The 20,936-nt window shown below is 35.4% G+C and carries 17 protein-coding genes; 8 read left to right on the forward strand and 9 right to left on the reverse strand.

Translation table 11 applies throughout. The features are described 5' to 3' along the window. Positions 1-271 precede the first annotated feature (271 nt). From BZG01_RS04880 to nadD, 6 genes are all read left to right on the forward strand, one after another. Positions 272-1,129 carry a C1 family peptidase gene (locus BZG01_RS04880; RefSeq protein ID WP_101308722.1) on the forward strand — a complete coding sequence of 286 codons (858 nt, stop codon included), beginning with the start codon at positions 272-274 and terminating at the stop codon, positions 1,127-1,129. A 235-nt stretch (positions 1,130-1,364) separates the two neighbouring features. Further along, positions 1,365-3,227: an ABC-F family ATP-binding cassette domain-containing protein gene (locus tag BZG01_RS04885; protein ID WP_101308723.1), complete on the forward strand. Its 1,863-nt coding sequence runs from the start codon at positions 1,365-1,367 to the stop codon at positions 3,225-3,227. 54 nt (positions 3,228-3,281) lie between these two features. Beyond that, the gene (locus tag BZG01_RS04890) at positions 3,282-4,628 is read left to right on the forward strand and encodes an MATE family efflux transporter (protein ID WP_101308724.1); all 1,347 of its coding nucleotides are present in this window, start codon (positions 3,282-3,284) and stop codon (positions 4,626-4,628) included. Positions 4,629-4,749: 121 nt separating this feature from the next. Further along, positions 4,750-5,628, forward strand: coding sequence for a YicC/YloC family endoribonuclease (locus tag BZG01_RS04895; protein ID WP_180327225.1), 879 nt, complete (start codon positions 4,750-4,752; stop codon positions 5,626-5,628). Positions 5,629-5,710: 82 nt separating this feature from the next. Further along, positions 5,711-6,277 carry a guanylate kinase gene (gmk, locus tag BZG01_RS04900; RefSeq protein ID WP_101308726.1) on the forward strand — a complete coding sequence of 189 codons (567 nt, stop codon included), beginning with the start codon at positions 5,711-5,713 and terminating at the stop codon, positions 6,275-6,277. Between the two features lie 19 nt (positions 6,278-6,296). Then, positions 6,297-6,875 carry a nicotinate (nicotinamide) nucleotide adenylyltransferase gene (gene nadD, locus BZG01_RS04905; protein WP_101308727.1) on the forward strand — a complete coding sequence of 193 codons (579 nt, stop codon included), beginning with the start codon at positions 6,297-6,299 and terminating at the stop codon, positions 6,873-6,875. 569 nt (positions 6,876-7,444) lie between these two features. On the opposite strand, the gene BZG01_RS04910 is transcribed toward nadD, so the two are convergent. From BZG01_RS04910 to BZG01_RS04945, 9 genes are all read right to left on the reverse strand, one after another. Beyond that, on the reverse strand, positions 7,445-7,996 hold the full coding sequence (locus BZG01_RS04910; RefSeq protein ID WP_101308728.1) for a 2-oxoacid:ferredoxin oxidoreductase subunit gamma family protein: 552 nt from the start codon (positions 7,994-7,996) through the stop codon (positions 7,445-7,447). Between the two features lie 32 nt (positions 7,997-8,028). Beyond that, positions 8,029-8,802 carry a thiamine pyrophosphate-dependent enzyme gene (locus BZG01_RS04915; protein ID WP_101308729.1) on the reverse strand — a complete coding sequence of 258 codons (774 nt, stop codon included), beginning with the start codon at positions 8,800-8,802 and terminating at the stop codon, positions 8,029-8,031. Between the two features lie 3 nt (positions 8,803-8,805). Continuing rightward, complete coding sequence (locus tag BZG01_RS04920; protein WP_101308730.1) at positions 8,806-9,891, reverse strand: 3-methyl-2-oxobutanoate dehydrogenase subunit VorB; 1,086 nt, start codon at positions 9,889-9,891, stop codon at positions 8,806-8,808. 48 nt (positions 9,892-9,939) lie between these two features. Then, positions 9,940-10,167 carry a 4Fe-4S dicluster domain-containing protein gene (locus BZG01_RS04925; RefSeq protein ID WP_101308731.1) on the reverse strand — a complete coding sequence of 76 codons (228 nt, stop codon included), beginning with the start codon at positions 10,165-10,167 and terminating at the stop codon, positions 9,940-9,942. 378 nt (positions 10,168-10,545) lie between these two features. Further along, the gene (locus BZG01_RS04930) at positions 10,546-11,862 is read right to left on the reverse strand and encodes an aminotransferase class I/II-fold pyridoxal phosphate-dependent enzyme (RefSeq protein WP_218973008.1); all 1,317 of its coding nucleotides are present in this window, start codon (positions 11,860-11,862) and stop codon (positions 10,546-10,548) included. Positions 11,863-12,069: 207 nt separating this feature from the next. Then, positions 12,070-12,591, reverse strand: coding sequence for a flavodoxin (locus BZG01_RS04935; protein ID WP_101308733.1), 522 nt, complete (start codon positions 12,589-12,591; stop codon positions 12,070-12,072). 62 nt (positions 12,592-12,653) lie between these two features. Beyond that, the gene (locus BZG01_RS04940; protein ID WP_101308734.1) at positions 12,654-13,346 is read right to left on the reverse strand and encodes a hypothetical protein; all 693 of its coding nucleotides are present in this window, start codon (positions 13,344-13,346) and stop codon (positions 12,654-12,656) included. Positions 13,347-13,397: 51 nt separating this feature from the next. Continuing rightward, a complete protein-coding gene (locus BZG01_RS21530; RefSeq protein WP_154675792.1) occupies positions 13,398-13,547 on the reverse strand; it encodes a hypothetical protein in 150 nt (49 codons plus the stop codon). A 38-nt stretch (positions 13,548-13,585) separates the two neighbouring features. Then, positions 13,586-15,643, reverse strand: a complete 2,058-nt coding sequence (locus BZG01_RS04945; RefSeq protein ID WP_101308735.1) for an acetate--CoA ligase family protein — start codon at positions 15,641-15,643, stop codon at positions 13,586-13,588. A 272-nt stretch (positions 15,644-15,915) separates the two neighbouring features. On the opposite strand from BZG01_RS04945, the gene hydE reads away from it, so the two are divergent. Both hydE and BZG01_RS04955 read left to right on the forward strand, forming a co-directional pair. After that, on the forward strand, positions 15,916-17,004 hold the full coding sequence (hydE, locus tag BZG01_RS04950; RefSeq protein WP_101308736.1) for a [FeFe] hydrogenase H-cluster radical SAM maturase HydE: 1,089 nt from the start codon (positions 15,916-15,918) through the stop codon (positions 17,002-17,004). A 134-nt stretch (positions 17,005-17,138) separates the two neighbouring features. Next, on the forward strand, positions 17,139-20,936 hold the full coding sequence (locus BZG01_RS04955; RefSeq protein ID WP_101308737.1) for a sensor histidine kinase: 3,798 nt from the start codon (positions 17,139-17,141) through the stop codon (positions 20,934-20,936).

The following is a 20,936-nucleotide window of genomic DNA, read 5'->3' on the forward strand; positions in this document are numbered from 1 at the left end:
AATAAATGAATTCAAATCACCCACCATTACAAGGCCGAACAATACCTTTCCTATGTCCAAAAAGCACTTCAAATACACAAACATTAAAAAAACTTACATTAATGTGAAATAATTCACATTCCAACAGTTATAATTAGTTTTACATATAACTATTTTATTGTAAATTCATGCCAACTGAAACTATAACAAGGTATTAGACTGATACTCTTGATATTTTTACTGTTTCAATAAAACTACAAAACCATTATTAAAAACTTTTAACAATTTACTTATGAAAAAGAATTTAATTAGAATTACCTTACTCTCTGTATTCGCATTGAGCTTCCTGTTTTTAACACCTTCCTGTACTAGCAACGACGATTCGATTGCAAATCAAGAGCAAATCCAGGATGAAAATATCATCATAAACTCGGGTTATTTGCCACTTCCAATTGAGCAATACAATAAAATTCCCAGTGCTAAACAAATCAGCACAACTAAATCATACCCACTTTCAGTAAATCTTTCCTGTCCTCCAATTCTTAATCAAGGCGGAGAAGGATCCTGCGTTTCCTGGGGAGTTGGATACGCTGGAAGAAGTATTAGCTGGCAAGCTTTATATGGTGGTTCATACAACTATAGCGTGAATATTTTCAGCCCCGAATACATTTACAATCAAATTAAAGTTACCGACTGTGCCAGTGGCTCCTACGTAACTGATGGTTTAGATTTGGTTGTAGACCAAGGAGTTTGTGTTTGGAATGATATGCCGTACACTGATATTTCCTGCGATGTATATCCGGACAATTACCAAGTATTGCAAGCTGCAAATTACAAAGCAGCAAGCTATAACACCGTGCCAAAAACAGTCGATGCATTTAAAGATCAACTTGCGGCGGGCAAACCAATTGTTGTTGGCGGACCTGTTTATCGTCAGTTTTACTATTTGGGCTATGATCAGATCCAAACCAAAACAGTTAGAAATTACGGCGGACATTGTTATTGTGTTGTGGGTTACGACGACAGTAAAGGTGCCTTTCTTGTAATGAACTCCTGGGGAACAAACTGGGGAACCAATGGATTTGGATGGGTTTCCTACAGCATCATGACCAAAGTATGGTCGGAAGCTTATGTATTAAACGAATTATAAAAATTGAAATTGTAGTCATTGAAACAAAGTCAGTTATATCCTGCTATTTATATAATAGCAGGATTTTTTTTTGCCCAATTAAGTTCTCTCTAAGAGTATAATACCAATCTATTTTGAAATTAAATTGGTATAATTCGCTCCCTCCTGCACAAGTTAATGCTAATTCAAGAACAGATTAGTAATGTATCAGTACTTATTCGTAAATTTGAGCTTCAAAAATTTAAGAACAGATTACATGATATCATATTTACAGGTTGAAAACCTTACCAAAAGTTACGGAGAACTTACACTATTTGAAAACATTAGTTTTGGCGTTGGACAAGGACAAAAAATTGCATTAATTGCAAAAAATGGTACCGGAAAAACTACACTTTTAAATATTATCTCGGGACTAGACAGTCAGGATAGTGGAGATATCAGCTTTCGCAGTGATTTAAAAATAGCATATCTGGAACAAAACCCCGACCTCAACAACAGCAATACAATTCTTAATGAAGTCTTTAACTCCACAGATCCTGTTCTTTCAGTAATTCGTGACTACGAAAGGATAATCAATGAAAATGATCAGGAAGCAATGACAGATATCATTGAAAAAATGGATCAATTCAAGGCCTGGGATTACGAAAACAAGGTGAAGCAAATCTTGTCCAAGCTAAAAATCGCCAATTTCGATCAAATTATTGGCGAACTTTCCGGGGGACAGAAAAAACGGGTTGGATTGGCTAAAGTTTTAATCACTGATGCTGATTTCTTGATTCTTGATGAGCCTACCAACCACTTGGATCTGGAAATGATAGAATGGCTTGAAGAATATCTTAACAAATCGAAAGGCACATTATTGATGGTTACTCACGACAGATATTTTCTGGATCGGGTTTGTAATGAAATCATCGAAATAGAGTCCAATACCATATTCACCTACAAAGGCAATTATTCATACTATTTAGAAAAGAGAGCTGAGAGAATTGAAAATTTAAATGCTGAAGTTGGTAAGGCTCAAAAACTAATGAAAACTGAGCAGGAATGGATACGAAGAATGCCACAAGCCCGAGGAACAAAAGCCAAGTACAGAGTTGATGCCTTTGAGGATATCAAGAAAAAAGCAAGCTCTGGATTTAAAGAAACAAAAATGGATTTAGATATTAAATCCGCAAGATTGGGAAATAAAATTCTGGAATTGGATCGTCTGTATAAAAGTTATGGTGATTTAAAAATACTGGAAAATTTCAGCTATAAATTTCAAAGGGGAGAAAAAATAGGAATTGTAGGTAAAAATGGCACGGGAAAATCAACCTTCTTAAACATGATTACCCGGAATATTGAAGCCGATTCAGGTTCAATTGAAATTGGAGAAACTGTAGTTTACGGCTACTACAAGCAAGATGGCATTACAATTAATGAGAATGAAAGAATCATTGACGTAATTAAAGAAATTGCAGAATCTATTGATTTAGGCAATGGAAAAGTGATGTCGGCCTCTCAATTTCTGGAATACTTTCTTTTTCCAACTAAAACTCAGTACAATCAGGTTGCTAAATTAAGCGGCGGTGAAAAACGACGATTGTATTTGATGACAGTCTTGATGAAAAACCCGAATTTCTTAATCCTGGATGAGCCAACCAATGATCTGGACATTATGACTTTGAATGTTCTGGAAGATTATCTGCTTAGTTTTTCTGGATGTCTGATCATTGTATCTCACGACAGATACTTTATGGATAAAGTTGTGGATCAATTATTTGTATTTGAAGGCAATGGAATTATCAGAAATTTCCCGGGAAATTACACCATTTACCGTGATTCTTTAGATCAGCAGGAAAAGGAAATCAAAAAAACAGAAAAATTATCAACACCCAAAAAGGAAAAACCAAAATCGGAACTAACAAAAAAATTATCTTTTAATGAAAAAAGAGAGTTTGAGCAACTGGAAATAGATATTGAAACGTTAACATCAGAAAAAGAAGAAATAGAAATTGCTATGAGTTCAGGCAGCCTGTCGAACGATGAATTGATGGAAAAAGCAAGTCGTATTGAAAAAGTTATTGAATTAATTGACGAAAAAGAATTCCGATGGCTGGAATTGAGCGAACGCGCTTAAATTCTCAGAACTACATAAAATCAGCAGAGCTCTACAGCTCTAACAAGAAACTTAATGAAAGATTTTACCACAGGAAATGTTACCAAACTAATACTGAATTTCACTTTACCGATGTTGTTGGGAAATGTATTCCAACAACTCTATAACATTGTGGATAGTATTATTGTTGGGAAGGTTTTGGGCAAAGAAGCTTTGGCATCCGTTGGAGCATCATTTCCAATTATTTTCACTCTAATTGCTTTACTTATTGGAATCGGATCCGGGTTTTCCATTGTAATTTCTCAATTTTACGGTGCAAAAGACATCAATAAAGTAAAAAGAGCAATTGATACCATGTACCTGTTTTTATTCGGTGCCGGCATTTTAGTTTCGGTACTCGGTATCTATTTTAGTAAAGATCTTTTTCTTTTACTGCAATTACCGGTAGAACTAATACCTCAGGCAACAAGCTATTTGAATGTATACATGGCCGGAATGATCATGTTTTTTGGTTTTAGCGGAACAAGTTCGATTCTTAGGGGATTGGGAGATTCCAAAACACCCCTTTATTTTTTAATACTGGCTTCTATCTTCAATATCATATTCGATTTGTTATTTGTAATGGTTTTTAAATGGGGAATTGCAGGAGCTGCATGGGCAACAGTATTGGCTCAAAGCGGTGCATTTATTTCCGGTATTATTTATTTAAACCGAAATCATAACATCATTAAATTTTCACTTTTCAAATTGGTTTTTGATAAGGAAATATTCATTACAAGTTTAAAGATTGGAATTCCATCTGGGATTCAGCATACTTTTGTTGCTCTTGGAATGATGGCCTTACTTGGAATTGTAAATACGTTTGGAACCGATGTAATTGCCGCCTATACAGCAGCGGGAAGAATTGACTCCCTGGCCATGATGCCGGCAATGAATTTTTCACAGGCGGTAGCTGCATTTGTGGGTCAGAATTTAGGAGCCAATAAAATTGACCGGGTTCGGCAAGGATTTAAGGTTACATTCATCATGTCGAATGTATTCTGCCTGATGATGACGGCTATAATAATCCTATTTGGCAGTCACTTAATGAAACTATTCACCACAGATGCTAACGTAATTTCTATTGGTGAAAAGTACCTGATTATAGTGAGCTCATTCTATCTTCTGTTCTCAACAATGTTCACAACCAATGGAGTTTTAAGAGGTGCCGGCGACACATTAATACCAATGTTTATCACGCTCTTTTCCCTATGGCTTATTCGTATTCCCTGCGCCTATTTTCTTTCATCACACATTGGGGAAACCGGAATTTGGTGGTCAATACCTATTGGCTGGTCAATGGGAACAATATTCTCATATCTTTACTACCGCACTGGCCGATGGAAAAAAAAATCAATTGTATCACATCAGGAATACTCATAAACAGAATCTTATCTGCGAATAATTAAATAGAATTAATAATTAATCAACTTCAAGCTTCTAAAGGATTTGATTGGTAAATCCACTTCAAACTCTTACCTTTGCCGAAATAAATAACCCATATATGTTAATATCGATGACAGGCTTTGGTAAAGCCATTCTTGAACTGGAAAACAAAAAGGTTTCAATCGAAATCAAATCCCTAAACAGTAAACAACTAGATATCAATACCCGAATACCAAACCTTTACAAAGAAAAGGATTTGGTGATAAGGAATGAGATTAAAAATAAGCTGGAACGAGGAAAAGTAGAACTTTCCATTTTCATTGAAAGTGTTGGTACTGACAAAGAAACAAAAATCAACAAACCTATTGTTGAAGCGTACTACAAGCAATTAAATGAGCTGGCTCAGGATCTTGGAATCGCTATAGACAAAGAGCCTATTTTGCAAACCATAGTGAAGTTGCCGGATGCTCTTAAAGTAGAATATCAAGAGCTTGACGAAGAAGAATGGAACCTGATTTTTGAAGGATTTAAAACTGCCCTTGCAGGAATTATGGATTTCCGTAATCAAGAAGGAAATGCACTTCAGGAAGATATTTTTGCCAGAATAGAAAATATCGAGAATCTTTTGGCTCAAGTTCCTCAATATGAAAATGACCGAATTGAAACGGTCCGTACCCGAATTAATGATAATCTTAAAGATTTTGTTGAAAAACAGAATGTAGATAAAAACCGTTTCGAACAGGAAATTATCTACTATCTTGAAAAATTAGATATTACAGAAGAAAAAGTTCGTCTGGCTAACCATTGCAAATATTTTATAGAAACATCGAATGCAGGCAACTCTGAGGGCAAAAAACTAGGTTTTATTGCTCAGGAAATTGGTCGTGAAATCAACACACTGGGTTCAAAAGCCAATGATTCCAACATCCAAAAAATTGTAATTGATATGAAGGATGAATTGGAGAAAATAAAGGAACAACTTTTAAACGTCTTGTAATTATTACAATAAATCATATTTTAGCGTAGGGTTAGTCACTCTGCGCTTTTTTATAATACTAATCTCTCTAATGCAATATCAAATGTCTGGTAAATTATTTATATTTTCCGCTCCAAGTGGATCTGGAAAAACAACAATAGTTCAACATCTGTTAAAACAGAATTTCAAGTTGGAATTCTCTATATCGGCCACCAGCAGAGCCAAAAGAGCCAATGAAATAGACGGTAAAGACTATCACTTTTTATCTGTTGAAGAATTCAAAACAAGAATCGAAAACGATGAATTTCTTGAATGGGAAGAAGTTTATGAAGGTTGCTTTTACGGAACTCTTAAAAGTGAGGTTGACAAGATTAGAAAAAAAGGTAAAAACGTAATATTTGATGTTGATGTTGTGGGCGGAACAAATATCAAGAAATTTTACAAACAGGAAGCATTGGCTATTTTTATTCAGCCTCCGTCAATCACCGAATTGGAGAATAGATTGCGAAACAGAAATACTGATTCGGATGAAGTAATTGCCAAACGAGTTGAAAAGTTTAAATTTGAATTAGCTTTCTCCGATCAGTTTGATAAAATAATTGTTAACGATAAACTGGAAGATGCTTTCGCTGAAGCTGAAACAGCTTTGCACGATTTTCTTAGTAAATAAGCGTATTACACAAAAAAGGATGAAGATAGGATTGTTTTTCGGATCATTTAATCCAATACATATTGGACATCTTGCTATTGCTAATTACATGGCAGAATACACCGATATGGAACAGATTTGGTTTGTGGTTAGTCCTCACAATCCCTTTAAAAGCAAAAACAGTCTTTTAGCCGATTACCATCGTCTTGAATTGGTAAATAGAGCCATTGAACGATACCCCAATTTAAGAGCCTCAAATATTGAATTCGGGATGCCTCAGCCTTCTTTTACCATCGACACTCTTACTTATTTAAAAGAAAAGAATCCGTCTCATCAATTTTGCCTGATTATTGGTTCTGATAATTTGAAAAACTTCACAAAATGGAAAAATCATGAGTTGATTCTAAAAAATCATGATTTATTTATTTATCCTCGTCCCAATTTCAAGAGTGAAGACGTTACTTTAAAAGGCAACATTCACACTGTAGATGCCCCCTTAATAGAAATCTCTTCAAGCTTCATCCGTAAAGCTGTAAAAGAGAAAAAAGAAGTTCCTTATTTTATGCCCGAGAAGGCATACAATTACATGAAGGAGATGCATTTTTACGAAAAATTATAAAAGAAAAAAGGCTGGTCCCCACCAGCCTTTTATCTAACCCAAAATGATTTCCAATACGAAGTTTTAACCCTAAAACCATATACTATTCATAAGGAAATTCCGATACGATCATCATGCCTAACCACTACACTCCCGAATCGGAGTGCAAAGGTAAACATTAATTTAAAATTACAAAGATATTTCAAATTAAAGTTTCAGTTATTTTCATGTATCTAAATTTGTTTTTTATTGCCAAATAGCCTGTCCCGAACTTGTTTCGGGAGAACTCGCAACTTAGTCATCCCCGTATGTGAGAAAAGTCTTCTCATGGCTCGTTTCATCACATTTTATAAAAAGAAAACAATGACTCCAAACACCTTCTTCATCAACCGGTATTTCAACCAAAACAAAGCTTTTTATATCTTGAAGAAGGGCTTCAGCAACAAGATATAAATGATCAGCCGTAGGCATCTAAGCAACTATAAACAAGAAAATTAACTCCCCCATTTACAATTATGAAATAAAAAAGGAGAATCCCGTATGGAATTCTCCTTTTACTATCCCTTATGTTAGTATTGTTGTGTTATTTTTTAAAGGGTGTGAACAGTCTCAACCGAATCACTACCTTTTTGAATTGCTTCAATATTTAAAGGTATTAATTTATGATGACGCTCCGGCAAAGACTTCTCCAAACCTTTTTTCACATTTTCCAATAATACGATTGGCTTCACTTTTAGAAAGCCTCCCATAATAATCATATTAAAAGTTTGAGGATTTCCTAATTCAGCAGCAAGAGCAGCTCCGGGAATTCTATAGATATTAATATCCTTTCTTTCCGGATGGTGCGTAATACCATTTGGATCATATAATAAAGTACCACCCGGTTTCACCTCATTCACAAACTTATCCATAGATTGCTGGTTAAGAATGATTGCAGTATCAAACTTTTTCAAAACTGGTGAACTAATTCTATCGTCGCTTAAGATTACAGTTACATTTGCAGTTCCTCCACGCATTTCCGGTCCGTAAGAAGGCATCCAAGACACTTCCTGATTTTGCATGATTCCGGAATAAGCAAGAATTTTACCCATTGAAAGTACACCTTGACCACCAAATCCTGCAATTATTATTTCTTCTGTCATTTTTTTACAGTTTAATTGATTAAAAAGGATTTTTACTCATCTTTTAATGTACCCAACGGATAGTAAGGAAACATATTTTCTTTCATCCACTCGTTAGATTTAACTGGTGAAAGTTTCCATCCGGAACTACAGGTACCAACAATTTCGATAAAAGATAATCCCTTGTTTTCCCGCGTATTTTCAAAAGCTTTCTGAGCTGCTTTCTTTAATTTTCTTACTGCTCCAGGAGTTTCTGCTGATTGTCGGGTCACAAAGCGTGTACCTGGCAACATGGCAATCATTTCAGTAATTTTCATTGGAAATCCTGTAACTTTACAATCACGTCCGTAAGGAGTAGTGGCAGTAACCTGACCTTCCAATGTAGTTGGAGCCATTTGACCACCAGTCATACCATAAATCGCATTATTCACGAAAAATACGACAATATTTTCACCTCGGTTACAAGCGTGAATAATCTCAGCACAACCAATGGATGCTAAATCACCGTCACCTTGGTAAGTAAAAACATATTTTTCCGGCATCAAACGGGAAGTTGCTGTTGCCAATGCAGGAGCACGGCCATGAGCGGCTTGCTGCCAATCGATATCAATATAGTTGTAGGCTAAAACAGAACATCCAACAGGCGAAACACCAATTGTTTTATCCTGAATCCCCATCTCGTCAATAACCTCTGCAATTACTTTATGAATTACTCCGTGAGTACATCCAGGACAGTAGTGCATTTCATTATCCAAAAGAACACTGGTTTTATTATAAACCAGATTCTCTTTGCTAATTATTTTGTTGATTTCAGTCGTTGCTGTCATAACTTATTTTCCTAAAATTTTTTGTTCCAATGCTTCAACTACTTCCTCTGGTGTAGGAATGATTCCACCATAACGTCCAAAATGCTCAACAGGCACTTTACCGTTAACGGCAAGACGAACATCCTCAACCATTTGGCCTGCGCTCATCTCAACGGATAAAATTCCTTTCACATCCTTCAACATTTCCTGAATCGCTTTGGTAGGGTATGGGAAGAGGGTAATCGGACGTAACAATCCAACCTTAATTCCTTTTTCGCGAGCTTGCTCTACTGCTTTTTGGCAGATACGGGCACTAGATCCATAAGCAACAAAAAGATATTCTGCATCATCACATGCAATCTTTTCGAATCTCACTTCATTCTCTTCCATTGCGCGATATTTCGCCTGCAATTTATGATTGAATATTTCCTGTTTAGCAGAATCCAAGTCAAGAGAAGTAGAGATATTCCGTTCGCGATCGGCAGGTTTACCAACAGTAGCCCATGATCCTGAAATTTCTTTTATTTCCTCAGCAGTCCATCGTGGTTTGAAATCTGACAATTCAACTTTTTCCATCATCTGACCAATAACACCATCAGATAAAATCATTGCCGGATTTAAATATTTAAAGGCCAATTTAAATGAAAGATCTACAAAATCGTTCATTTCCTGCACAGATGCGGGAGCTAATACAATTAATTTATAATCACCATGACCTCCACCTTTAACAGCCTGAAAATAATCTGACTGAGCCGGCTGAATAGTTCCTAAACCTGGTCCGCCCCGAACGATATTAACAATCAAAGCAGGCAATTCGGCACCTGCTAAATAGGTAATCCCTTCTGCTTTTAAACTAATACCAGGACTTGATGAAGAAGTCATTACTTTTTTTCCGCATGAAGCTCCACCATAAACCATATTGATGGCTGCAACTTCACTTTCAGCTTGTAGAACCACCATCCCAGTTTCTTCCTGAGGTCTGCGGATCATTAGGGTTTCCATTATCTCGGATTGAGGAGTAATCGGGTAACCAAAATACCCATCACATCCACAGCGAATGGCTGCTTCAGCAATAACCTCATTTCCTTTCATTAAACGAACGTCTCCCATTACAAATATTTTTATAAATTTTTCAGATTTAGAATAAGGTAGCTTAGTCTAGCTTGCTTTTACTCTGTAAACGGTAATTACAGTGTCCGGACAAACTAAACCACAACTTGAACAACCAATGCATGCATCAGCATTGGCCATATGTGCATAATGATAACCTTTGCCATTCACGTCGCGCGCAAGTTCAATAACCTTTGTAGGGCAGGCTACAACACATAAGCCACAACCCTTACATTTTTCGGTATCAACAACAATAGCGCCTTTGAATTTTGCCATAGCGTATTTAGAATTAAGAATTATATTTTATTTTACCTGATAAAGGTAACAAATCAAAAGCACTTTTCACCATTCTGCTTTCGATTCATTAGAATTTTGAGAAATTTACAATCAGTCTAAATAAATATCACAACTTAAAGTAACAATTCATTTGTATTATCCAATTGTAGCTTACAAATTGAAACCTGACATAAGTAACGTTATTGTTATCAAGATCAATTCTCTTACATATAAATATACATCAAAAAAAAAGTTTCATGAATACAAATCCATGAAACTTTAAGTGCTGTTATTTTGAAGTTTTAATCTGTACTTCGCACAAATTACTATCTGTCAAACAAATATATTCTCTTTATCATCATCATTAGCACCAATTTGTTAAGCCAATACCTGATGATGCTTATAAAACTCTTTTAAACGAGACTCCAATACCTTAAACTGTTTTCGGGAAACTTGCGAAACACAAGCCCTAAGTCCTTCTTTTAAACTACCGGTTTCATTCAAACAAATTGCTGAAATGCCATAATACAATAGTTTCTTATTTAAATCGGGCCCGGTTAAACCCGGATAAGTAACGGTAAAATAAAATCCATCAGCCAAAGGCAAATCAATATCTCCCTCATACACCAACTCAAAGCCATTTTCTAAAAATAACTTTTTCATGATTTTGGCTCTCTCTCCATACTCCTTAACCTCTTCAATAAAATTGAATTTGCCCTCGTTAGTCGCTTTTAGCATTGCTCGTAAGGCATATTGTGCAGAATGAGAAGTTCCTGATGATAAAGTATAGATAATTCTATAAATAAGAGTATAACCAAATTCATCAGCTCCAAAGCGTGGTTTTAAATTTTCGAAACGCGTGTGAAATAATTTATTTGAAATGCACAGCAATCCAATACGCTGACCGGCATAACTAAATGCTTTTGAACTGGAAATCATCAACACATAATTGTCGGTATAGTTAGCAACACTTGGCTGATAAGGAGCAACACCAGGCTGACTAAGGTCGGTTCGGAAATCCATAGCGAAGTAGGCCAAATCTTCCATAACAATTGTGTCATATTTGTTTGCCAACTCTCCTATTATTTTCAACTCATCCTCATTAAAACAAATCCATGCAGGATTGTTTGGGTTTGAATAGATAATACCCGCGATATTTCCTTTTACCAAAAACTCTTCCAGTTTTGCTTTCAACTTATCTCCCCGATAATTAAATACATCGAAAGATTCATATTTCTGATTCATTACCTCCAGCTGAGTTTTTTGAACCGGAAATCCTGGATCAATAAATAATATAGTGTCTTTTTTAGCATCACAATTACCTATGGCCATAAATGCAGCATAGCCCCCCTGCATTGAACCTACTGTCGGAATAATACCTTCAGGTGCAATGTCAACATTCATGAAATTCTTCACAAATTTTGATGCTTCCTCTTTTAATACTCTTACTCCTTCCAACATAGGGTAAGCAGAAGCAACGCCATCTTCCAAAGCTTGTTTTTCTGCTTCGATTCCAACTTTTGCCGGCTTAAGTCCCGGAACTCCCATCTCCATACGAATGAACTTCTCGCCACTTTCTTCTTCAATCATATTAACAACACGAACCACATCACGAATTGTGGCATCCTCCATTTTATGAATCTCACACAAAGCAAGTTTTTGATCAACAATTTGAGAGTTTATTGGGGTTTTCATCATTTTTGGTTTAAGTATTTTATTAAAAATTGGTGTAATTTTTGACCATTGCAATTTTACGAAAATTCATTACAATTTAAAACTTATAGTCCTAATATAATTACAATACACACAAAGTAATCGTTGTCGAAATGTCGAATCGTCACGGCTAATACAAAAAAAAGGCTGATCGGTAAACCGTCAGCCTAAGTATTTAAATTCCTCTAATTATTCAAATTCAGGAAGAATTAATTTCACCCAATTCTCTACTCTTTCTTCGGTTAAATCATCTTCAAAATCTTCATCCAAAGGTAAACCAACAAATTTGCCCTCTCTAAAAGCTCTTGAATCACCAAATTCATATCCCTCATCGCTTACCTGTCCTATAATTTCAGCTCCAGTTAATTTGATACTGTCAGCCAAATCGCCCATTGAATCGACGAAAAAATCTGCATAGGCAATGTGATCACCTAAACCAAAAAGAGCCACTTTTTTTCCTTTTAAATTCAGATCATTCAATTTAGGAAAGAAAATATCCCAATCATTTCCTGAATTATCCGAAGACCAAGTGTGTTTACCTAGAGTCGAAATCCCCATAATAATATTAGAATACTGAGTTACATCTTTAGCCTCACAATCCTTAACCTTATGAACAACAATTCTATCAGAACCTATTTTTTCAGCAAGCAGTTTAGCTACTCTTTCTACATTTCCACCTTCCGGGCCATAAAACAATCCAATTTTACTCATAGGATACAGTGTTTAGTGATATCAATTTTGTTTGTGTGTTTAACGTTCCTACAAAGTTAAAATTATTTGGAACTTTTCAAACTTGCAATGGCAAGTAAAACCCCTAAAACAATCCCCAGTAAGGCCGCAAACAAAACCTGAAAATCGGGAGGTAATAAAAAGGTAATTGTATGGGCAGGAATCCAGAAAAAAGGAATGGTTTTTTTAAAGACAAAATTCCACTGAACATCCCAATTAAGATTGATGAAAATTTTTGAAATCTGAATTGGTCTCATAAATCCTGATAATGTACCTCCATTATCAAGAATATGCGTATCGGTAATTTTATGAAGTGTCATCATAACCGGTGCATAGATTAAATTAAGACAAGCAGAAGTCGCAAATGCCACCAATAATTTCACCAGAGAAAAATCGCCTTTCATTGCATCAACAGCTCCTTCAACACCCAAATAGGATAAAAAAACTGGCGTTCCTGCTGCAAAAATCACAAAAGCTAATTTAATGGTCAACCCTAAAAATCCCCAAACTATTGCTCGTGGCAATATTCCAAATCCGGCTTGATAATAATTCCCTGTTCTTAGTCGAAGTCCTATAAGTTCACCTAATGTTGCCAAAACTGCAAATTTCACAAAACTGGTCATCATTCCATGCGCCTTATTAAAGTCGATATAGAAATCAAAAACGCTTTGAGAAATAAAAAACGGCAAAAACAAAAGAATGAAGCCAAAGGCAAAAATAATATCCTGTCTTTTCATGTATCGTTTTATTCTAAACGAATAGCATGAGAAATTCTCATGCTATCCATATTATTTATCTGTTTGTTCTGAGTATTTACTCCATCCTTTGAAAAAACCTTCCTTCACTCCATTCCATTTCACAGCAATTCCTAATAACAGGATTATCACAAAACTGATCATCAACTTCTCATTTAAACTTAGATCTTTCAACTTTCTCATCACAAAATTATAAGTTTTTATTCCGAATAAATCCGGGATTATTTTTCAATTCGAATACGTGCATCAACCGCAACTACGGCCTCTTTATTTCCTAAAAGAGGGTTTAAATCCATTTCGAAAATCTCAGGAGCAACTTTCATTAAAGCTGCTACCCTTGTAATTGCATCAGCAAATTCATCTTCATTAACGGGTTCCTGTCCTCTTACTCCTTTAATGATTCCGTAAGATTTTAATCCTTGAATCATATCATGAGCTTCTTGTTTGGCAATTGGTGCCAATGAAGCTTTCACATCCTTTAAAACTTCGATAAAGATACCTCCTAAACCACACAACACCATGTGTCCGAATTTTTCTTCACGTTTTGCTCCGATAAACACTTCAGTACCCTTTAGCATCTGTGCCAGCATAACGGCATAAGTATCTTTAATCTGCATCATTCTTCTGAATTCGGAACGAACAGTTTTCTCGTCTTTTACATTCAAAGTTACTCCACCAACATCCGATTTATGAACGGGGCCAACAACCTTCATCACTAAAGGGAAACCAATTTCTTTTGCCATGGCTGCAATTTCATCTTCAGTATCGGCAACACCTTCTTTGGCTCTGTTAATTCCTGCAGCATCCAATAAATTATGCAACTGTTCGGGACTCAAATAACCATTTTCAGCTTCATCAATAATCCTACGAATAGCAAGCTTATCAATTTCCGGCATTTCAATTTCTTCTGCCTGAGGTTTTGGCGTATTATAAACCTTAGCCAATGCATCACCAAATACCACCTCATCTGGGAAATTAATTCGTCCTTTAGCAAGAAAATGCTCAATTTCATCTTTTACATTAACTATCGAAGGTAGAATTGGATAGATTGGTTTTTTACACTGCTTCATTTTCCCGTGCAAAAGATCGTAAACATCATACACTGGAAATAACCCAGGACTGCCAAATATTACGGCCATTGCATCAACATTATCAAAGTCGTTTTCACAAGCATCAATAATATCTCCTAATTGCTGCGCGGTTCCTGTTGCCAGGAAATCGATAGGATTAGCCACCGATGATCCAGCATATAATTTTTCAAGCAAAGCATCTGCTTTTGCCCCATCGATATGAGGAACATCCAATCCATTGTTCGAAAGTGAATCTGTTAACATCACTGCTGGTCCTCCTGCGTGCGTTATTACAGCAATATTTTTCCCTTTTAACTCAGGGTGCATGAAAATTGAGGCAACCGTTGCCAACTCATCTCTCCCTTTGCAACGAACAATACCTGCTTTTTTAAACAAAGCATTAACCGCAACATCCGGACTGGCCAATGCACCGGTATGCGAAGAAGCTGCACGACTTCCAGCCTCCGAGCTACCCGATTTGATTGCTGCAATTTTACAGCCTTTACGGATTAAAGAAGAAGCATGCTTTAAAAGCATAGCAGGCTTATCGATGTTCTCGATATATAATAATTTAACCTTACTGCTTGTTTCAGGATTGAAATTCTCATCCATGTATTTAAGAATCTCTTCAACACCCATTTGTGCTGAGTTTCCTACAGAATATACACTTGAGAAAGACAATCCTTTTGGAACGCCGGATTCCATAATAAACACTGCGGTTGCTCCCGAACCTGAAATAAAGTCACATCCTTTGGAATCTAAACTTGGAATAGGCGTTGTAAAAACACCATTATAATTAGAATTTAATACGCCAACACAGTTTGGACCAATTAACGATCCGCCCACAGAATTAACGATTTCCACAATCTCTTTTTCTAGTTCCTCACCTTCTTCATTTTCTTCACTAAATCCGGCAGAAAGAATAATAAAAGCTCTCGTATTTTTTTCTTCAGCAAGAAATTTAATGGTTGAAGGACAAAATTTAGCAGCAATAGCTATAATTGCTAAATCAGCCTGTGGCAAATCTTTCAGATCTTTGTATGACACAACTCCCTGAACCTCGTTCATTTTAGGATTTGAAACATAAAGATCACCTTTAAAATTACCATCAATTAAATTTTTTAAGACCTTACCTCCTGGTTTTTGTACATCATCGGAACCTCCAACAACTACAATACTTTTAGGGTTAAGTAACTGTTCGTTTATCATTTTTTGTTGTTTAGTGTTTTGCTATTTTGCGACAAATATAATAATATTCTATTCCCAAAAGAGCGATTTACCCAACAAACTGTAAGCAAAAACAAACGTTAACGTAAAAAACTGACAATTCGCAAATTTGAGATAAGCATTTTTTTATCAATGCATTACAAAACAATTAAATTCGGAGTTTACAATGCAAATATCCATTTTATATCATAGGGTACAAAAAGCTAAAATTTTATCTGTAATTTTACTTCCGAATTAAAAGCAACTAATTCCAAATGACTAAAAGTATTGAGCAGATCTTACTGCAAGATCAATTCACCAAAGACGATATTATTCGATTATTACAGTCGAAAGATGAAGATGAAAAAGCATTATTTGTGAAATCATCAGATACAAAACTAAAATATGTTGGAAGAAATGTGCACTTCCGTGGATTGGTTGAATTCTCAAATATCTGTAAAAAAGATTGCCTTTATTGTGGAATTCGTGCGAGCAACAGCGCCGTAAACAGATACGATATTGCAGATGAAGAAATACTGAAAGCAGCAAAATTTGCTTACAAAAACAAATATGGTTCTTTAGTATTGCAATCGGGTGAAAGATCGGATCAAAAATTTATTGATCGGATTGAGAACTTATTAAAAGAGATTAAAAAAATAAGTAATGATGAACTCGGAATTACCATTTCGTTAGGAGAACAAACTAAAGAAACTTATCAAAAATGGTTTGATGCTGGTGCTCACCGTTATTTATTGCGTATTGAATCGAGCAATAAAGAGCTCTACAATAAAATCCATCCTAACAACGAAGAACATTCGCACGAAACAAGGTTGAAATGTCTAAAATATCTTCAGGAAATTGGCTATCAAACCGGAACCGGAGTGATGATTGGAATTCCTTTTCAGACTTACGATGATTTAGCCAACGATCTGCTTTTTATGCAAAAGTTTGATATCGACATGGTTGGCATGGGACCATTTATTGAACACGATCAAACTCCAATGTATCAGTACAAAGATCAATTAATGAGCCTGAATGATCGATTCAGACTTACACTAAAAATGATTGCCGTACTTAGAATCATGATGAAGGATATTAATATCGCCTCTGCTACAGCCCTGCAGGCTATTGATCCATTGGGAAGAGAAAAAGCACTGCGAATTGGAGCCAATATTATTATGCCCAATATTACACCAACCTCCGAAAGAGCAAATTATTTGCTATACCAAAACAAGCCTTGCATTGATGAAGGGGCAGATGATTGCACCAACTGTATGGAGGCCAGAATTAACATGGCCGATGGAGTAATTGGCTACGGAGAATGGGGAGATTCTCAACACTATCAAAAACGTAAAAACGAATAAAAGCGACGCAAGTCGCTTTTTTTTGCTCAAGAAACAACAACAACTTACATACTCTGTTCCCGATTTTAAGCCTTTACTACCTCAAAAAAAAATTGTATCTTAATTAAGTTTCACCATATCGAAAATAAGGATACATGAGGTACTCAATTACAATTTTAATTTCCTTTTTTCTGACTTTGATTCCTAATAATCCTAGTCAAGCTCAACAATATAGCTTTAAGAATTATTCTCTTGAAGAAGGTCTGCCTCAATCTGAGGTATTCAGTTTAATTCAGGATAAAAAAGGAAACCTATGGATGGGAACCAACGGAGGAGGAATATCCCGGTTTAATGGCAAAGAATTTTTCTCCTACAACAAAACTCATGGTCTTGCCGACAACAATATCAGATCATTACTGCAAGACACAAAAGACAATTTATGGATAGGAACCAGTATTGGCATTTCCAGTTTTAATGGTGTCTCGTTCCGTAACTACGATCAAAAAGACAGTCTTCCAAACGCAATCTACTTTCAAATACTTGAAGACAACAAAGGCAGAATATGGGCTCTTGGAGCCGATCAGAACAACAGGTTTTTAATGCAATACAACAATGGGCATTTCTCTGATTTTGGAAACAAGTACCCGGAATTAAAGAAAAACAATCAGGTTTTATCCATTTTCATGGATAATGAAAAAACTTTATTCATCACCACCAGAAATGGGCTTTACACTTACATAGATGGAAAACTTTCCAGATCTGACTATAACAATCTGCCTGAATTCAATGGTCAATTTATAGTTCCCGTACTTCAGGATGCGAACAATCAAATTTGGTTTCGAAATTTCATTCCCGGATATGGCAATAAAATTTATAGAATTATAAATGAAAAACCCGTACAAATTAAATTACTGGATGAAATACCTCCCCTAAACATTGGAAATATGATGCTAGATTCGAATCAAATATTATGGGTGAGTGTTGGCGGAACCGGTGTTGTTTTGGTTGATGGAGAGAATGTGAAAATAATAGATGGCAGTCGGGGCTTAATTAATCCATTTATCAATACTATCGTTGAAGATAATTCAGGAAATATTTGGCTTACAACCAATGGAAATGGTCTGGTAAAATATGGCGATAACAAATTTCTTTCACTCAGCTTTGTTAATGATATTGGAGGAAATATTGTCAGAGCAATTTTTCAAGATTCTAAAAAAGATTACTGGTTTGGCATTGCCGGCAAAGGAGTTGTTCAATTCAAAAAAAATTACAAAAAAACCTTTACCCCGCAAGACAATCCCGGTCTGCTAAATATTAGGGATTTTTATGAACTTCCCAACGGAAAATTACTAATGGCAGGCTTCAATGGCATATTTGAGTTTAATGATTCTTCATTTAAAGAGGTTTCAGAACGCTATGGTCTTCCGATTGGTACCGGAGTAATTGACATTTTAAGTGTTGATGATGAATTATGGTTTACAACACAAGGAATGGGTGTTATTCACATCGATAAAAATAAAAAGAGAACTCAGATTTCGAATCAGAGTCATGGATTAAAGGTCGATTTCATCACCAGTGTTTATGTAGATTCCAAAAAACGGGCCTGGTTTTGCCATTTTCAGGGCTTATCGATGTATGATGGAGAAAAAATAGTCAATTTTGATGAAACCAATGGCCTGAATTACAAATGGGTGATGCAGGTAACAGAAGATTCTTTGGGACGAATTTGGGCTGCCACATTTAGTGGTGGCATCAATATTTGGGACGGTACAAAATGGAGCTACCTTACTTCTGACGAAGGTCTAAGCTCTAACATAGTTTACTCAATTCTTACTGATAAAGAGGGATCTGTTTGGGCTGGTGTCCAAAATGGTGTCGATAAAATAAAATACACTACATCAGGAGAAATATCTTCAATAAGAAACTACAATAAATTTGATGGATTTATTGGTATTGAAAATAACGGAGGCTGCAATTACATCGATTCAAATAAAAATCTATGGTTTGGAACCATTAACGGAGCAATGATGTTTAATCCGAGTAAAGATCACATCAACCCAACTCCTCCTACCATTCAACTTACTGATATTAAACTGTTTTTCAAGCAAGTGAATTGGATGGACGAAAAATACGGTAAATACCTGTCTGGTGTAAATCCATGGTTCTCTCTACCTCAGGATTTAAAACTTACTCACGATATGAACCATCTTAGTTTTAATTTTGAAGCTCTCAGTTACAAAGCTCCTGAAAAAGTAAAATACCAATGGAAATTGGAAGGTTTGGATCAGCAATGGTCACCAATCAGCTCAAAAAATGAAGCCGTCTACTCTCGAATTCCTCCGGGAGATTACTCTTTTAAAATTAAGGCATCAAACAGTGATGGAGTATGGACTCCCAAAGCCTACGAATACAAATTCTCAATAAGTCCGCCATGGTGGAATACCTGGTGGGCAAGAAGTATTGCTCTGCTAATTATTGGATTGTCCTTTTATCTGATTGTTAGAGTCAGAATTCAAAACATTCAGCAAAAAAAGAGAGAGCTTGAAAAATTGGTTACAGAAAAAACAAAAGAGATCAGCCTTCAAAATTCAGAAATAGAATCAAAAAATAAAGTTTTACAAAAACAGAAAGATGAAATTCTGAAACAAACACAACAGCTTCAAAAATCCTACATGAATCTGATTCATTTGAACGACATAGGAAAAGCTGTTACCTCAAGTTTATCCGTAGAAAAAATAATCGACACTGTTTACGAATCGGTAAATGAATTAATGGATGCTTCAATTTTTGGCATTGGCATTTATCAAAAAGAAAATAATTGTCTTATTTTCCCTAGAATTAAAGAAGCAGGTAAAGATCTTGATTCAATTGAATTTGCTCTTGAAGATGATACCCGTCTGGCTGTTTATTGCTTTAAAAATGACAAAGAATTATTTATATCTGATCTTGAAAAGGAATACCAAAAATACATTACTAAAATTATACCTATCGAAAAAACCGGCACTCCTCAATCAGTTATTTATTTGCCTTTAAAAATAAAAAACAAAATTACAGGTGTTATTACAGTTCAAAGTTTCGCTAAAAAAGCATTCCAGGAATATCATCTTTCCTTATTACAAAATATTGCAGTCTATGCGAGCATCGCAATTGAGAATGCTCAATCGTATCGAAACATTGAAATTCAAAGCCGAAGATTGCAGAAAGCCAACAAGGAGGTTAAAATCAAAAAAGAGGAAATTGAACAAAAAAACAATGAACTAACAGAACTAAATAATGAGAAGAATCACTTGATTGGAATCATAGCTCATGACTTAAAAAATCCTTTAACATCGACCATTTCTATTACAGAATATTTAAAATCGCAGATGGAAGAAAGCAATCATCCGGAAAATTTAGAGAATGTCAATTTTATGCTAAAAGCCCTTCAACGCATGAATAGTATGATTACTAAAATACTTGATATTGGTATGATTGAATCGAAAAATATCAATTTACAATTGGAAAAAACTAATCTTAAAAAATTAATAGAAGCTGTAAATTTCAACTTTAAAGATCATCTTAAAAGAAAACAGTTAACGCTAAAGCTTGATGTTTATGATGCCTATGCCATGGTAGACCAAAACTACATGACTCAGGTTTATGAAAACTTAATTTCGAATGCGATTAAATTTTCTCCCTCTAATAAAAATATAAATATTCGAATTTGGGAAGAGGGACAAATGGTAAGATCGGTTATTAGCGATGAAGGACCGGGGATTCCAATAGAAGATCAGAAAAAACTATTTGGAAAATTCCAGATTTTAAGTGCAAAACCAACTGCAGGAGAGAAATCAACTGGCCTGGGATTATCCATTGTGAAAAAATATATTGAAGCTATGAAAGGAAAAGTTTGGTGTGAAAGTGAGACTGGCAAGGGTGCTCATTTCTATATTGATCTGGAGAAAGCGAATTAA

Source organism: Labilibaculum manganireducens (genome assembly GCF_002843385.1).
Classification (GTDB): Bacteria; Bacteroidota; Bacteroidia; order Bacteroidales; family Marinifilaceae; genus Labilibaculum; species Labilibaculum manganireducens.

What these genes read in the sequence shown, in the direction of transcription:
- BZG01_RS04880 (WP_101308722.1), top strand. Translation starts at nt 272, where the DNA reads ATGAAAAAGAATTTAATTAGAATTACCTTACTCTCTGTATTCGCATTG.
- BZG01_RS04885 (WP_101308723.1), top strand. Translation starts at nt 1,365, where the DNA reads ATGATATCATATTTACAGGTTGAAAACCTTACCAAAAGTTACGGAGAA.
- BZG01_RS04890 (WP_101308724.1), top strand. Translation starts at nt 3,282, where the DNA reads ATGAAAGATTTTACCACAGGAAATGTTACCAAACTAATACTGAATTTC.
- BZG01_RS04895 (WP_180327225.1), top strand. Translation starts at nt 4,750, where the DNA reads ATGTTAATATCGATGACAGGCTTTGGTAAAGCCATTCTTGAACTGGAA.
- gmk (WP_101308726.1), top strand. Translation starts at nt 5,711, where the DNA reads ATGTCTGGTAAATTATTTATATTTTCCGCTCCAAGTGGATCTGGAAAA.
- nadD (WP_101308727.1), top strand. Translation starts at nt 6,297, where the DNA reads ATGAAGATAGGATTGTTTTTCGGATCATTTAATCCAATACATATTGGA.
- BZG01_RS04910 (WP_101308728.1), bottom strand. Translation starts at nt 7,996, where the DNA reads ATGACAGAAGAAATAATAATTGCAGGATTTGGTGGTCAAGGTGTACTT.
- BZG01_RS04915 (WP_101308729.1), bottom strand. Translation starts at nt 8,802, where the DNA reads ATGACAGCAACGACTGAAATCAACAAAATAATTAGCAAAGAGAATCTG.
- BZG01_RS04920 (WP_101308730.1), bottom strand. Translation starts at nt 9,891, where the DNA reads ATGGGAGACGTTCGTTTAATGAAAGGAAATGAGGTTATTGCTGAAGCA.
- BZG01_RS04925 (WP_101308731.1), bottom strand. Translation starts at nt 10,167, where the DNA reads ATGGCAAAATTCAAAGGCGCTATTGTTGTTGATACCGAAAAATGTAAG.
- BZG01_RS04930 (WP_218973008.1), bottom strand. Translation starts at nt 11,862, where the DNA reads ATGAAAACCCCAATAAACTCTCAAATTGTTGATCAAAAACTTGCTTTG.
- BZG01_RS04935 (WP_101308733.1), bottom strand. Translation starts at nt 12,591, where the DNA reads ATGAGTAAAATTGGATTGTTTTATGGCCCGGAAGGTGGAAATGTAGAA.
- BZG01_RS04940 (WP_101308734.1), bottom strand. Translation starts at nt 13,346, where the DNA reads ATGAAAAGACAGGATATTATTTTTGCCTTTGGCTTCATTCTTTTGTTT.
- BZG01_RS21530 (WP_154675792.1), bottom strand. Translation starts at nt 13,547, where the DNA reads ATGAGAAAGTTGAAAGATCTAAGTTTAAATGAGAAGTTGATGATCAGT.
- BZG01_RS04945 (WP_101308735.1), bottom strand. Translation starts at nt 15,643, where the DNA reads ATGATAAACGAACAGTTACTTAACCCTAAAAGTATTGTAGTTGTTGGA.
- hydE (WP_101308736.1), top strand. Translation starts at nt 15,916, where the DNA reads ATGACTAAAAGTATTGAGCAGATCTTACTGCAAGATCAATTCACCAAA.
- BZG01_RS04955 (WP_101308737.1), top strand. Translation starts at nt 17,139, where the DNA reads ATGAGGTACTCAATTACAATTTTAATTTCCTTTTTTCTGACTTTGATT.